Origin of the sequence: Cohnella baijiui (assembly GCF_020731285.1) — a bacterium.
Classification (GTDB): Bacteria; Bacillota; Bacilli; order Paenibacillales; family Paenibacillaceae; genus Cohnella.
This window is the reverse complement of record NZ_JAJFOW010000053.1, coordinates 24,111-37,024: the sequence shown is the minus strand read 5'-3', so window position 1 is coordinate 37,024 and position 12,914 is coordinate 24,111. Positions and strand designations below refer to the sequence as shown.

Genomic DNA, 12,914 nt, shown 5'->3' with positions numbered 1-12,914 from the left:
CCAGCCCCCATTCCGGACTTTCACCGTAGAGATGACGCCCATGCTGGGCGTACTAGAAAAAAGACCAAGCGACGAGCGTCGCTTTGGTCTTTCTTCGGGGGTTAGGACTGCAATTCTTCAACGATTTGACGGAGACCCTCTTCGATCGGCGTAGGCGCACGTCCCAACAGCCGTTCCAGATCCCCGCTCTCGACCTCCAGGGCGCCTTCCCGGATCGCGCTCTGGATGCCGACGAGGATCGGAACTACCGGATCGGGCACGCCTGCACTGCTCATTATGCCGGCGTACGTCGCGTCGTCCACTTGTTGGACGGGCACTTCCCGGCCCAGAATGCCCGACAGCTTCGCCGCCAGCTCCTCCTGCGTCAACAGGGAACCGGATAGCTCATACGCGGCACTCTCGCGGCTCTCGCCGGCCAGCACGGCCGCCGCCGCTTCCGCGTAGTCGCGGCGGGTCGCCCAGCCGACTTTGCCCGCACCCGCCGACGTCAGCCAAGGCGCGCCTCCGAGGACGGCTTGCACGGTGCCGGTCTCGTTTTCCAGGTACCAGTTGTTGCGGAGAAAGGCATACGGAATGCCCGATCTTCGAATGGCTTCCTCCGTCGCGCGGTGCACCGGCGCCAGGAAGATCGGATTTTCGCCCGCGTTGACAAGGCTCGTATACGCGATGAAGCCGACGTTCGCGCGCTGAGCCGCCGCTACTGCGACACCGTGCTGGCGGATGCGCGTCTCGTTATCCCCGTCCGTAGACACGATTAGCAGTCGGTCGATGCCCTCGAACGCCCGATCGAGCGTTTCCGGCCGGTCAAAGTCTCCCTCCCGCACGTCGACGCCGCGGGACCGAAGGCTTTCCGCCTTCTCCGGGCTTCGCACGCTGACGGCCAAATGCCGAGCCGGCACCGTGGCCAGCAGCGTCTCGACGATGAGCGCTCCCAGCTTTCCTGTCGCACCTGTCACAAGCAGTTTCATCGTTAACTCCTCCTATTTCCCGCCCGAAGCTTTCTTCAGGCTTGGTATCGATATGATTCGCGATGAGATCGTCAGCAAGAACTTTGGCTAATGACGATCGTCTACCTTGCTGTAACAATATTAGTTACTGGAACGCAAAAAGTCAACCCTTCATGCAGGGTCCGGAAAAAATAAAAAAATCCTTGGATCATCTCCAAGGATTGCGTGTTAAGTATGGTGCGGTCGAGAGGACTCGAACCTCCACGGTATTGCTACCGCTAGCCCCTCAAGCTAGTGCGTCTGCCATTCCGCCACGACCGCATACTATGAAATTGTACCCCGACTCGGCTTGAGGATGGCCGAATCAATTACTGGTGAGCCATGTAGGACTCGAACCTACGACACCCTGATTAAAAGTCAGGTGCTCTACCAACTGAGCTAATGGCTCTTAATAAGTGGTGACCCGTAGGGGATTCGAACCCCTGTTACCTCCGTGAAAGGGAGGTGTCTTAACCCCTTGACCAACGGGCCGCATCAATCTCGGACCGTTCGTTCACGGCTGGCCCTTTCAGACGACAAAAATGATTATATAACACGCATTCCAATTTGGCAAGCCTTTCGCCCAACTTTTTTTCGAAACAAAATATGCTATGCTAAGGGCAAAAGGAGGCGGCCATTTCGTGCCTTACATGCTGCTGTACGATACCGATTCCAAGACCGTTCAGGAGTCGCCGATCCGGCTGCCGAACGAAGGGGAAGTTGCCTGGGTTTCCCTCGTCTCCGCGACGCCGGAGGAGATCGAGCGCATCCTGACGGATACGTTCCACTGCCATCCCCTGATCGTCGAAGATTGCGTGAAGCTGAACCAGCGTCCGAAGCTGGACCGCTACGAAAAGCATCTGCTGCTCACGTTTTTCCAAGCCAACAAAGACCTGTCCACGATCGAGATCGAGCACGTCATCGGACCGAACTACGTCATCACGGTCACCCATCAAGAGGTGGAGTCGCTGACGCAGGCGGTCGCCGACTTCAAGCACGCCGCTCCGCGGTTCATGGAATTTTCCGGCGCGATCCTGTACCGCCTGCTCGACCGCTGCGTGGACGACTACGCGGACGTGACCGACAAGGTGGAGAACCTGATCGACGGCCACGAGCGTGCCCTTTTCCGCAATCCGAACGTGCGCATCGCGGGCGACGTCTTCCGGCTGAAGCGCCGGCTCCACACGATCCGCCGCATCCTGGCCGACGAGAAGGCCGCGCTAGCCCAACTGACCCATCAGCAGTTCCCTTACACCCGCCAAGAGGCGGACGTCTACTTCGTCGACCTGTACGACCATATCTCGCGCGTGCTGGACTCGATCGACGCGTTTCGCGAATCGTTAACCGGCCTGCTCGAGCTGCAGCTTAATATGAAGTCCGACCGCATGAACGAAATCATGAAGACGCTCACCATCGTCAGCTCCATCTTCCTGCCGCTCACCTTTCTCGTCGGCCTGTACGGGATGAACTTCCGCATCATGCCGGAGCTGCAGTGGAAGTACGGCTACGCCATGGTCTGGGTCGTCATGCTCCTGGTCGCCGGCGGACTGTGGTGGTATTATAAGCGGAAAAAGTGGCTTTGATACGCGGGCACCTCTGCGGTGTTCTGGCGGGGAGCGGGGTTAGGAGGGCAGATGTGCCGAAATATCGGCTAACTCCGGTGATTTGGCGTTCTTGGTATCGAGATGTGCGGAAAAATCGATTATCTTCCGGCGAAGCGGCGTTCCCGACACCGAGATATGCGGAAAAATCGATTAACTCTCGGCCAAGTAGCGTCCTCGGCACCGAGATGTGCGGAAAAATCGATTATCTCCCGGCCAAGTGGCTCCCCGACACCGAGATGTGCGGAAAAATCGATTATCTTCCGGCGAAGCGGCGTCCTCGGCTCCGAGATGTGCGGAAATATCGACTAACTCCCGGCCTAGTGGCTCCCCGACAACAAGATGTGCGGCACTCTCGACTGTCTCCGAGACGCTTTCGCCCTGTAGCCTTTTCACCCAGACTCCTATGTCCCGACTGCATCCCGCCCGCACATCGCCTTGTACAACTCAAAAAGGACTGCCATTGGCAGTCCTTCCTCATGTCACCGTGGTGGCGGAGAGAGAGGGATTCGAACCCTCGCACCACTTGCGCAGTCTAACCCCTTAGCAGAGGGTCCCCTTGAGCCACTTGGGTATCTCTCCATGGCTCCCCGAACAGGACTCGAACCTGTGACAACTCGATTAACAGTCGAGTGCTCTACCGACTGAGCTATCAGGGAATGTCGTACTTCAAAAGTGACATTGATTAATTTATCATGCTTCCTTGTTGAAGTCAAGCCTTTTGCCTGCAGTTTTTTATTCCCAACCTCCCGCCGTTCCACTCGCCCTCATGAAGGCGTCGCGGCGGGCGTTCCGACCCCTTCGCTGCCCGGCTCCGGCGCGGCGGCCTCGAGCTTTAGCTTGCCCCGGCAGCGGCCGCAGGCATACTTGCGGGGGTCGGTTTTGCGCTTGCGCGGATACGTCATCCCGCAAGCCCGGCAGACGAGCAGATACTTCACCGGCAGGGTGCGCTTGGCGCCCGGCAGCGACTGGCAGTAGAGCGTCGCGCCGACCTGGGCGAGCAGCGCCTTGAACTCGGGATCGCGATGCCGGTAACCCCGTCCGAGCAGGTGCAGATGATAGTGGCAAAGCTCGTGCTTGATGATCCGCTCGGTCTCTTCCGGACCGTTGAAGCTCAGTTGATGCGGACTGATTTCGATATGGTGGCTCTTCGTAAAGTATCGCCCGCCTGTCGTCCGCAAACGTGCGTTAAACACCGCTTTGTGCCGGAACGGCCTGCCGAACCATTGCAGCGATACCCGCTCCACCCAAGCTTGAAGCTCGCGGTCCTCCATTTCGTATGCCTCCCTCCGCTGTCCGGAACCGCGCCGCAGAACGCTTGTCCTACTTGAATTGTAGCCTCCGCTTGGGCTACACTGTCAAGTAGAATTTGCCCGAGGGGAGCCCTTATTCGATATGCCGAAAATGACCTCTATTCTGTTGCAGCGTCCGGACGGCAGCCTGCTGTTCGTGGAGATGCCCGCCACCCACGCGTACCAGCTGAGCGCGCTGAACCTGCGGCTGCACAAGGAGCTGTCCAAGCTGACAGCCGACAACGTGCCGGAGCTGCCGAAGGCGATCGCCGAGATCGGCGAGCTCGAGCTGCTGGACGAGTCGCTGAGCGCCGTCAGCGGCATGGACTACATCAACGAATTGGAGCGCGCCTTCGCCGCGATCCGCGAAAGCGCGTACCCGCTCGTCTCGCTGCTCACGGAGATCCGCGCGCTTCAGGCGCAGCTGGAGCAGTGGTACGAGGAAGAAGACCTGATTTAACGCGCCTCGTTTGCAGCAAGCGGTAGGCTTTCGCGCAACTTTTGTCGGACCTGCACGGTCATTCGCCCACTCCCATATGTTAATACTACAGCACGCGATGGGAGGAGGACGACAGCAATGCCGCAATGGCTGTGCAACCAGCTGATGAGGGCATACCTCAAGAAAGACCGCCGGCAGATCAAAATGCTGAACGACTGCTGGTTTTTCTACCAGCGTCAATCGTCTGCAGAGGGGACGATCGTGCCCCGCTCGCAGCCTTGACATCCCGATTTCCTTCGATATACATCGGCAGGCCGCCTTCCCGCGGCCCTGCGCGCGAAAAGCCGCCGAAGGCAAGCCAAAGCTTGCCGCTAGGCGGCTTTTTCGCCTATCCCGGAAAGGGACGGGTCATCTATCGCATCGCTCGCCCGTTTACGCCTCGGCCGGGCCCTTCATCGTCAGACTGACGCGGCCTTTTTTCGTGTCGACGCCGAGCACCCACACCTTCACCGTATCCCCTACGGCGACGACCTCCGTCGGATGCTTGACGAACCGATTGCTAAGCTGGGAAATGTGGACGAGCCCGTCGTTTTTGATGCCGATGTCGACGAACGCTCCGAAGTCCACGACGTTGCGCACCGTTCCCGCCAGTTCCATGCCCGGCTGCAGGTCTTCGATATCCAGCACGTCCGTATGGAAAATCGGCGGCGGCAGCTCGTCCCGCGGGTCGCGGCCCGGCCGCTGCAGGCTGTCCAGAATGTCCCGCAGCGTCGGCACGCCTACGCCCAGACTGACGGCCACCTCTTCGGTCCGAATCTCCCGCAGCCGCTCCTTCAGCTCCTCGGACCCGATCGCGGCCAACTCCAGCCGAAGCTCGCGGAACAGCCGGTCGACGACTTCGTACGATTCGGGATGAATCGGCGTGCGGTCGAGCGGGTTGCGGCCGTCGGTGATGCGCAGGAAGCCCGCGCACTGCTCGAATGCCTTCGCCCCGAGGCGGGGCACCTTTTGCAGCTGCTTGCGATCCGCGAACTTGCCGTTTTCCTCGCGCATCTTGACGATGTTTTTCGCCAGCGTCGCATTGATGCCCGAGACATAGGACAACAGCGAAGGGGAAGCGGTGTTGACGTCCACGCCGACATGGTTGACGGCCGATTCGACGACGCCGCCCAAGCTTTCCTCGAGCCGCTTCTGCGTGACGTCGTGCTGGTACTGCCCGACGCCGATCGCCTTCGGCTCGATCTTCACGAGCTCGGCCAGCGGGTCCTGCAGCCGGCGCGCGATCGACACCGCGCTCCGCTCCGCGACGTCCAGATCGGGGAACTCCTCCTGCGCGAGCTTGGAAGCGGAGTAGACGCTGGCGCCGGCCTCGTTCACGATGAGGTACTGCAGGCCGCGCTCGGGCATTCCCTTGATGACGCCGACGACGAACTGCTCCGTCTCCCGCGACGCCGTGCCGTTGCCGACAACGATGAGCGACACGCCGTACTGCCCGATCAAGCGACGGAACAGCGCCTCGGCCTCGGCTTTTTTGTTGTGCGGAGGCGTCGGATAGGACACCGCCACCTCCAGCAGCTTGCCCGTGTCGTCTACGACGGCGAGCTTGCAGCCCGTACGGTAAGCTGGGTCGACGCCGAGGACGACGCGTCCTTTGACCGGCGGCTGGAGCAGCAGATTGCGGAGATTTTCGGAGAAGATGCCGATTGCGTGCTCTTCTGCCTTTTCAGTCAGCTCGCCCCGCAGCTCCCGCTCGATCGAGGGAGCGACGAGCCGCTTGTAGGCGTCCTCCGCTGCAGCGGCAAGAGCGTCCCGCGCGGGCGACGCCCCGCGGATGACGCGACGGTGCAGCTCGGCGACGACGCGGTCCGACGGTACGTCGAGCCCGACGCTCAGCACGTCTTCCCGTTCGCCGCGGTTGATGGCCAGCACGCGATGCGGCGGCAGCCGCTTCACCGGCTCGCTGTATTGATAGTACATCTCGTAGACGCTCTCCGCGTCCGCTTGCTTCGCCTTGCTCGTCAGGATGCCGTGATCCCAGGTGAACCGGCGAACCCACTTGCGGATGTCCGCATCGTCCGCGATGCCCTCCGCGACGATATCCATGGCGCCCTGAACGGCGTCCTCCGCCGTCGGAACGCCTTTCTCCTCATCGACGTATTTGGCCGCTTCGGCGAACAGATCGCCCTGCCGGGGCTGCGACAGCAGCCACTGCGCGAGCGGCTCCAGCCCCCGCTCCTTGGCGACGCTGGCCCGCGTCTTGCGCTTTTGCCGGTACGGCCGATACAGATCCTCGACCTCCTGCAGCTTGACGGCTCTGCGGATTGCGCCTTCGAGCTCCGGCGTCAGCTTGCCCTGCTCGTCGATGAGCCGCACGACCTCGTCCTTGCGAAGCTCCAGCTGCTTCAGGTAACCGCGCCGCTCCTCGATCGCGCGCAACTGATTCTCGTCGAGCTCGCCCGTCATCTCCTTCCGATACCGGGCGATAAAGGGGATCGTGTTGCCTTCGTCGAGCAGTCCGGCCACCGTGCGCACCTGGCCGGCTTTCAGCCCCAGCTCGGCGGCGATCTGCGCGATCATCCGTTCCTCGCCCGCTCTCTCTTCCGTTTTCGCGGCTTCACTCATTATCCAGCTTCCTCCTCATCAATCGGGCAACGCGGCCTCGATAGCCGCGTTCGGCCTTGCTTTGCTCTTCCCCCGCGCTTGGCGGATAGCGGGGCCTCCCAACGCCAAAGAGACGCTTCCCCGAAGGGAAGCGTCCTGCCGCATCATCCCGAGGCAGCGCCGCCGCTGCCGGTCCCGCATTGCAGCGCGCCCAGCACGAAATCGGTCAAATCCTGGGTCAGCTGCTCCAAGGACGACGGCGCCTCGGCCAGGATCGGATCGAACAAATGAAATTCCCGGTGAAACAACAGTCCGCCCCAAATATACAAGAACGTGCTGTCGAGCGAGCGGAAACGGAACACGCCCTCCCGCCTGCCCTGCTCCAGCAATTCGCGCATCCGCGACCAGACCGGAATCAGATACTTCCGGATCGCCTCCGTACGCGGCGAATCGTGGGACGATTCGTTCATGATGAGCTGCACGAGCTCGGGATCTCCGGACCGGTAGAGGGTGACTTCCCGAATGACGAGCCGCATGCCCTCGACCGGGTCCCTCACCTTCGCGAACTGGCGCTGGATGCGGTCGAACGGGAAAAAGGTTTCGAGGATCGCCTCGAAGATCCGTTCCTTCCCGCCGAAGTGATACGAGACGAGCGCCACGTTGGCCCCGGCTTCCTCGCAAATCTGCCGGATCGTCGTCGCGTCGTAGCCTTGACGGGCAAACAGCTTTTTCGCGGCCAAGAGAAGGCGCCTTTTCACGTCCTGTTCGGTCGTTTCCATCTGTGCCTCCATCCTGTTGCGGGGGGATATGTTCCTATTATGGACCACCCTGGAACCCGGAAGCAAGCCGAGGTTAACCGGCGGCCGGCGTCGGGACGGCGGCGGCTTGCGGGCGGCGCTGCGGCTTCAAGGTAACCGCCAGCGCGCCTACTGCGACGGCGACGGCTGCGATCGCGAGCAATGCGCCCGCCGCGTGGCCGACGCCCGGCCCGCCGAAGAGCACGTTCATGCCGCCTTCGACCGCATACGTCGCGGGCAGCGCCTTGCCCAGGTTCAGATAAAAACCGGAGAGCAGCTCGCGCGGCACCATGGCGCCGGAGGACACCAGTTGGGCCGACAGGAGCAAAATATTGAAGAGCATTCCGCCCAGGCCGAACAGAAGCAAAAACATCTGCGTCACGAACATAAAGGTCAGCAGGATGAGGAAAAGCATGCCCCACAGCGCCGCGAACCCGTGCACCGACTGGCCGCCGAGCGCCAGCACCATCGTGCTGCCGACGAGCGAGACGAACACCGCTGCCGCGACGTTGATCAGCGCCCGCGCGCCGAACCGGCGCCAGCGGCCCGCGCCGGCCGCGGCCGCGGCCATCGACGACTGCTCCAGGTTCATGCCCATGATCATCGCGCCGACGAACGAGGCGAGCACGAGCATCATCGGCACCATCTGGTTGTTCATGCCGTCGATCGGATTGACCGACGTCACCTTGCCCGAGACCCGCTCCGACAGGGCGGCCGCGGCGGCGGCGGCCTGGTCCGCAGGGAGATTCGCCTGCGCGAGCGCCTGCTGGATGCTCTGGCCGGCCGCGACCTTGTTCACGGATGCCGTCACCTGAGCGGAGACGGACGTCATCATGCTCTTGATCAGCGCCGAATTGGATTCATTGAGCGTGTAGGCGATCGTAGCCGTCTTGTCGGCCGCGCTCGCGTCCGCCGTAAACGTCGCGGGGATATGAATGACCATCTGCAGTTCCCGGTCGTTCAGCTTCCGCTGCGCCTCCGCTTCGGTGCCGAACGTCTCTGTCCGGACCGGCAGCGTCTCCTGCAGCTGCTGAGCGATCTTCGCCCCGAATTCCGGGTCTTCGTTTACGATGCCGACCTTCAAATTGTGAATCCGGTCGTTCACGCCGTTGTAGCCGGTCATCCAGACGACCGAGAAGATCAGCTGGAACATCAGCGCGGTCGCGATTCCGATCCAGGTCGTCGGCCGCTTCAAAAACAGTTGTAGCGTATGGTTCATTTCTCTGTTCCCTCCACTCTCTATTTTAAACAATTGTTTAAATCACTTGTTTAAGTTAGCGTATGACAAGCCCCTCTGTCAAATTTTTTTGCCCGCGGACAAAAAAATAAGACAGCCCACCGTCTTCACGGTTTGCCGTCTCGGGTTAAAAATCGATCAAGCCTACGCTGATGAGCAGCGCGTCATCCACCTTGCGCATCATTTCCTCTTCGAGATGCGTGATCTTGTCCGTGAGCCGCTGTTTATCGATCGTGCGGATCTGCTCGAGCAGCACGACCGAATCCCGTTCCATGCCGTGCAGCTTGGCGTCGATTTCCACGTGCGTCGGGAGCTTGGCTTTTTGGATTTGAGCGGTAATGGCCGCTACGATGACCGTAGGGCTGAAGCGGTTTCCGATATCGTTCTGGATCACCAGCACGGGGCGTACGCCGCCCTGCTCGGAGCCGACGACTGGCGATAGATCTGCGTAAAATACGTCCCCGCGTTTGACGATCAAGCGCTACACCCCGCTTACCAATCGTCCCAGCGTGCTCTCCGCGTCTTCCTCCGCCAGAAACGCCTCCGAGGCTATGTTCAGGTTGATCTTGGCCATCTCCAAGTAACCGCGCTGCATCGAATCGCGAATCAGCCGTTTCTTCCGGTCGACGAGATACTGCTTCATCGCCTGGCGAACGACTTCGCTGCGGTTCGTATTTTCCTTCGCCACCACGAAGTCGACTTCCCTGAGCAGATGATCCGGCAGACTGATCATAATCCGCTTCGTATTGTGCACATTGGCCACCGAACAAGCACCCCCAAAGATTTTCCAGCCCGCAACCTATTTTCCAGTATGGCGGACCCAGGAGAGAAATATACGACTCTCCATACCATTCGCGCTGTCCGCCTGCATTCCTGCAAGCCTGACGCAAAAAAGCGCTGCGCGTCCCCCGCCCTATCAGCCTATGAGCGGATTCACGACGGAAATGACTGCGCCGTCTTTCACATACGCCCGAGGCACGCGCGCAGCCATCATGCAGGTGACCTCGTAGTTGATCGTCCCGAGCTTCGCCGCCAGTTCCTCCACCGGCAGGACGGCGTCGCCTTGCCGTCCGAAGAGCACGACCTCTTCCCCGGGCGCTATCGGGACTTCCCCGTCCCGCATCGCGTCGTCCAGCCGGATCATGCACTGGTCCATGCAAATCGTGCCGAGCACCGGCACCCTGCGGCCCCGCAGCAGCGCTTCGGCCTTGCCCGAGAGCATCCGGCTGAAGCCGTCCGCGTACCCGATCGGGAGCGTGCCGATCGACTCCGTCCGTTGCGTGAAGTACTTGGTTCCGTAGCTGATCCCTTCGCCCGCAGCCAGCGTCTTGGCGTGGACGATTTGCGTCTTCAGCGACATGACCGGCTCCAGAGCGATCTCGTCCCGGCGAACCTCGTCGCTCGGGTAAAGTCCGTACAGGCTGATGCCAAGCCTCAGCATGCCGCCGACGTGCCCCGGCAGATCGATGCCCGCCGCGCTGTTGCCGGCATGGATGATCGCAGGCGGCATCCCGTGCTTCGCGACGTAGTCGACCATGGCCGCGAACCGCTCGACCTGCATCAGGGAGTACTCCTTGTCGGCCTCGTCCGCGCGCGCGAAGTGCGTGAACATGCCCTCCACCTCGAGCTGCGGCAGTCGGCAGGCGCGCTCTAGAAACCGCTCCGCCGCGGGACCCGGCAGCAGACCGAGCCGACCCATGCCGGTGTCGATCTTCACGTGCGCCTTCAACTTGGGACCGCGTTCGGGCAGTCCCTCGATCGCATCGAGTTGGTCTTCGCGGTACAACGTCACCGTGACGCCCTGTTCCCTTGCGACCGGCAGGCCCTCGGCCGGCACGTAGCCCAGCACGAGAATCGGCGTCGTCACGCCTCCCTGCCTGATCTGCAGCGCCTCGTCCAGGAACGCCACGCCGAGGTAGTCCGCTCCCGCTTCTGCCGCGCATCGCGACGTCCACACCGCTCCGTGTCCGTAGGCGTTCGCCTTCACGGACGCGAGCAGCTTCGCCCCCGGATCCAGCCGCCGCCGGAACGCGCGAATATTGCGCGACATCGCATCAAGGGAAATCTCGGCCACCGTCGGCCGGTAATAGCTATTCAAGACACCCGCCACCCTTTTACTGCGTTCAAACCCCAAGTTAAACCTAATAAGGCTATGTTACCGGGTGCGTGCGGTACTGTCAACGAAACGCCCGCCGGCAAGCCATTGCCTTATTCTGGAGCTCCCATTCGGACGGGATCGGCCCGCATTTCAGCCAGGAGATCCCATTCGGTCAGAATACGCGATCCCGACAATGGCGGGCGAGAATCCGTTCGTTTGAAGCCCGCGCGGGCTCCCCTCGCAGCGCAAGAGCCGGTCCGTCGACCGGCTCTTTTGCCAAAGGAAGGGATTTACTTGCCGGATTGGTCCACGAGGGCCTGGGCGACCTTGATCATCTCTGACTCCGGCAGGTCGACCGTCGTCAGGCGGTAATCGACGCCGTCGTACGTCCAGGCGAGCGATTGGGTCTCTTCGCCGGACACCAGACCCAGGGTGAAGCCGAGGTCGAGGATGTAGCCGACGTTGGCCGATACCGTGCGATCCTTGGACTTCGTCTCCACGAGGGAGAAGTCGTAAGCGCCGGTGTAGCGGTACATGACGCCTTGGCTGCCGTCGGCCAGCGACACCTCCTGCGAGTCGCGCAGCTCGACGCCCTGCGGCAGCAGCTCGTGTGCCGGCTCGATGCCGCCGAAGTCGCCCGCGCCGGCCGATGCCGCGCTGTCCTTGCCGCCGGTTTGGCCCTCGGGCTTCGCGGCGGTCGGATCCGTCGCCGTTGCGCCCGGATCGGCCTGGGCGCCGTCCGCGGCTCCCTGGTCGCCCGTCGTATCGCCGGTCGTCTGACCGTTCGAGGAGGCCATGTTTTGCTGCATATCGAACGCCGACTTTTCGAACTTTTTGCCGAACTGGAAGCTGTCGAACACGACGTCGACCATGACGTTGGCGTTCGCGTCCGTCACTTCCACTTTTTGCGGCGCGTAATCCTGCTTGTTCAGCCAGATCTTCTGGCGGGCGAACGAGCCGTTATGATAATTGCCCGCCAGCACGTCGAAGACGTAGGCGTCCTTCTCTTTGACGAACTGCCGCGAGTTGTCGACCGCGATGCTGCGCAGCAGCGTTTGGTAGAGGTACACTTGGCCCTGGTTTTCCGGCCAATCGCTCTGGAAGCGGTAGCTCTTGTTCAAGCTGGGGGTCAGGACGAAAACGCCGTCGTCGTTGCGCAATACGATTTGGGTGATGTCGCGGCTCTCGCTCGTCAGCGCGATCCGATAGAAATTCGGCTTTTGGTACCATACCTCGACCTTGTACGTCTGCGGCTGCTGCCCGGTATGCAGCGTCATTTTGCCGGTGCCTTGGTAGCTTTCCATCTTGTCGGACACTTTGTTCAGATCCTTCACGATCGAATCCGCGTTTTTGCTGCCTCCGCATCCGGACAGGACGGCGGTGAGGAGCAAAGTGACGGCTAAGATCCATGGGAGCCTGCGACGCATTTGCGATCAACCCCTCTGCGATTGGTTATTCCATGCTTCATTACTATGAGGGGACTTGACCATTTATGCAGACTAGCATGACGAGCCGCGGCTTGGCCTTCGGGACGGGCCGCTGGCGCGGAATGCCCCGCGGTTCAAGGCTTTCGGAGCGCGAATGGCGGTGCGAAGAAATCGTTCGGCGCGAAAAAACGGACAGGCGACGCGTGCCGTCCGCGGATCGAAATGTTCCCGGAAACACAAAAAAGCAGCTTCCGCGAATATCGCGAAGCTGCTCTCATCTTAGTAAATGGTAGGCCCTGTGGGGATCGAACCCACGACCCGTTGATTAAGAGTCAACTGCTCTGCCAGCTGAGCTAAGGACCTAAGATGTTGCCGAACACTTGATTATAATAGCACAACCCCGAGCGGAGTACAACCCCTTTTTTCAATGGGGGTC

12 protein-coding genes and 6 tRNA genes are annotated in these 12,914 nt (G+C 61.2%); 3 read left to right on the top strand and 15 right to left on the bottom strand.

The window, feature by feature from the left end; translation table 11 throughout:
• Nucleotides 1-101: 101 nt before the first annotated feature.
• The 4 genes from LKX83_RS29075 to LKX83_RS29060 form a co-directional block, all read right to left on the bottom strand.
• Nucleotides 102-968 (bottom strand): SDR family oxidoreductase, encoded by an 867-nt coding sequence (locus LKX83_RS29075; RefSeq protein ID WP_227886339.1) that lies wholly within the window; start codon nucleotides 966-968, stop codon nucleotides 102-104.
• Between the two features lie 214 nt (nucleotides 969-1,182).
• Nucleotides 1,183-1,268: transfer RNA gene (locus tag LKX83_RS29070), tRNA-Leu, on the bottom strand.
• 51 nt (nucleotides 1,269-1,319) lie between these two features.
• Nucleotides 1,320-1,395: transfer RNA gene (locus LKX83_RS29065), tRNA-Lys, on the bottom strand.
• Nucleotides 1,396-1,403: 8 nt separating this feature from the next.
• A tRNA-Glu gene (locus tag LKX83_RS29060) sits at nucleotides 1,404-1,478 on the bottom strand.
• Nucleotides 1,479-1,636: 158 nt separating this feature from the next.
• Between LKX83_RS29060 and corA the strand changes: the two genes are divergently transcribed.
• A complete protein-coding gene (gene corA / locus LKX83_RS29055) occupies nucleotides 1,637-2,569 on the top strand; it encodes a magnesium/cobalt transporter CorA (protein WP_227886341.1) in 933 nt (310 codons plus the stop codon).
• A gap of 509 nt (nucleotides 2,570-3,078) precedes the next feature.
• On the opposite strand, the gene LKX83_RS29050 is transcribed toward corA, so the two are convergent.
• The 3 genes from LKX83_RS29050 to LKX83_RS29040 all read right to left on the bottom strand — a co-directional run bounded on the left by LKX83_RS29050 (nucleotide 3,079) and on the right by LKX83_RS29040 (nucleotide 3,861).
• A tRNA-Ser gene (locus LKX83_RS29050) sits at nucleotides 3,079-3,169 on the bottom strand.
• 1 nt (nucleotide 3,170) lies between these two features.
• Nucleotides 3,171-3,246, bottom strand: a tRNA-Asn gene (locus LKX83_RS29045).
• Between the two features lie 108 nt (nucleotides 3,247-3,354).
• Entirely contained in the window at nucleotides 3,355-3,861 is a 507-nt protein-coding gene (locus tag LKX83_RS29040; RefSeq protein ID WP_227886338.1) for a SprT family protein, read from the bottom strand.
• A 121-nt stretch (nucleotides 3,862-3,982) separates the two neighbouring features.
• Between LKX83_RS29040 and LKX83_RS29035 the strand changes: the two genes are divergently transcribed.
• Together LKX83_RS29035 and cmpA are read left to right on the top strand one after the other, a co-directional pair.
• Entirely contained in the window at nucleotides 3,983-4,339 is a 357-nt protein-coding gene (locus LKX83_RS29035) for a hydrolase/acyltransferase (protein ID WP_227886337.1), read from the top strand.
• Nucleotides 4,340-4,456: 117 nt separating this feature from the next.
• Nucleotides 4,457-4,600, top strand: coding sequence for a cortex morphogenetic protein CmpA (gene cmpA, locus LKX83_RS29030; RefSeq protein ID WP_227886336.1), 144 nt, complete (start codon nucleotides 4,457-4,459; stop codon nucleotides 4,598-4,600).
• Between the two features lie 150 nt (nucleotides 4,601-4,750).
• On the opposite strand, the gene LKX83_RS29025 is transcribed toward cmpA, so the two are convergent.
• The 8 genes from LKX83_RS29025 to LKX83_RS28990 form a co-directional block, all read right to left on the bottom strand.
• Nucleotides 4,751-6,940: a Tex family protein gene (locus tag LKX83_RS29025; RefSeq protein WP_227886335.1), complete on the bottom strand. Its 2,190-nt coding sequence runs from the start codon at nucleotides 6,938-6,940 to the stop codon at nucleotides 4,751-4,753.
• Nucleotides 6,941-7,083: 143 nt separating this feature from the next.
• Nucleotides 7,084-7,698 carry a TetR/AcrR family transcriptional regulator gene (locus LKX83_RS29020; RefSeq protein WP_227886334.1) on the bottom strand — a complete coding sequence of 205 codons (615 nt, stop codon included), beginning with the start codon at nucleotides 7,696-7,698 and terminating at the stop codon, nucleotides 7,084-7,086.
• Nucleotides 7,699-7,771: 73 nt separating this feature from the next.
• Nucleotides 7,772-8,935 (bottom strand): YhgE/Pip domain-containing protein, encoded by a 1,164-nt coding sequence (locus tag LKX83_RS29015; protein WP_227886333.1) that lies wholly within the window; start codon nucleotides 8,933-8,935, stop codon nucleotides 7,772-7,774.
• Nucleotides 8,936-9,080: 145 nt separating this feature from the next.
• Nucleotides 9,081-9,431: a type II toxin-antitoxin system PemK/MazF family toxin gene (locus LKX83_RS29010; RefSeq protein WP_227886332.1), complete on the bottom strand. Its 351-nt coding sequence runs from the start codon at nucleotides 9,429-9,431 to the stop codon at nucleotides 9,081-9,083.
• A gap of 3 nt (nucleotides 9,432-9,434) precedes the next feature.
• Nucleotides 9,435-9,716, bottom strand: a complete 282-nt coding sequence (locus LKX83_RS29005; protein WP_227886331.1) for a CopG family ribbon-helix-helix protein — start codon at nucleotides 9,714-9,716, stop codon at nucleotides 9,435-9,437.
• A gap of 153 nt (nucleotides 9,717-9,869) precedes the next feature.
• The gene (gene alr / locus LKX83_RS29000) at nucleotides 9,870-11,051 is read right to left on the bottom strand and encodes an alanine racemase (RefSeq protein ID WP_227886330.1); all 1,182 of its coding nucleotides are present in this window, start codon (nucleotides 11,049-11,051) and stop codon (nucleotides 9,870-9,872) included.
• A 290-nt stretch (nucleotides 11,052-11,341) separates the two neighbouring features.
• On the bottom strand, nucleotides 11,342-12,478 hold the full coding sequence (locus LKX83_RS28995; RefSeq protein ID WP_227886329.1) for a LolA family protein: 1,137 nt from the start codon (nucleotides 12,476-12,478) through the stop codon (nucleotides 11,342-11,344).
• A gap of 287 nt (nucleotides 12,479-12,765) precedes the next feature.
• Nucleotides 12,766-12,841: transfer RNA gene (locus LKX83_RS28990), tRNA-Lys, on the bottom strand.
• Nucleotides 12,842-12,914 lie beyond the last annotated feature (73 nt).

What these genes read in the sequence shown, in the direction of transcription:
- LKX83_RS29015 (WP_227886333.1), bottom strand. Translation starts at nt 8,935, where the DNA reads ATGAACCATACGCTACAACTGTTTTTGAAGCGGCCGACGACCTGGATC.
- LKX83_RS29025 (WP_227886335.1), bottom strand. Translation starts at nt 6,940, where the DNA reads ATGAGTGAAGCCGCGAAAACGGAAGAGAGAGCGGGCGAGGAACGGATG.
- LKX83_RS29035 (WP_227886337.1), top strand. Translation starts at nt 3,983, where the DNA reads ATGCCGAAAATGACCTCTATTCTGTTGCAGCGTCCGGACGGCAGCCTG.
- LKX83_RS28995 (WP_227886329.1), bottom strand. Translation starts at nt 12,478, where the DNA reads ATGCGTCGCAGGCTCCCATGGATCTTAGCCGTCACTTTGCTCCTCACC.
- LKX83_RS29040 (WP_227886338.1), bottom strand. Translation starts at nt 3,861, where the DNA reads ATGGAGGACCGCGAGCTTCAAGCTTGGGTGGAGCGGGTATCGCTGCAA.
- cmpA (WP_227886336.1), top strand. Translation starts at nt 4,457, where the DNA reads ATGCCGCAATGGCTGTGCAACCAGCTGATGAGGGCATACCTCAAGAAA.
- LKX83_RS29020 (WP_227886334.1), bottom strand. Translation starts at nt 7,698, where the DNA reads ATGGAAACGACCGAACAGGACGTGAAAAGGCGCCTTCTCTTGGCCGCG.
- corA (WP_227886341.1), top strand. Translation starts at nt 1,637, where the DNA reads ATGCTGCTGTACGATACCGATTCCAAGACCGTTCAGGAGTCGCCGATC.
- LKX83_RS29075 (WP_227886339.1), bottom strand. Translation starts at nt 968, where the DNA reads ATGAAACTGCTTGTGACAGGTGCGACAGGAAAGCTGGGAGCGCTCATC.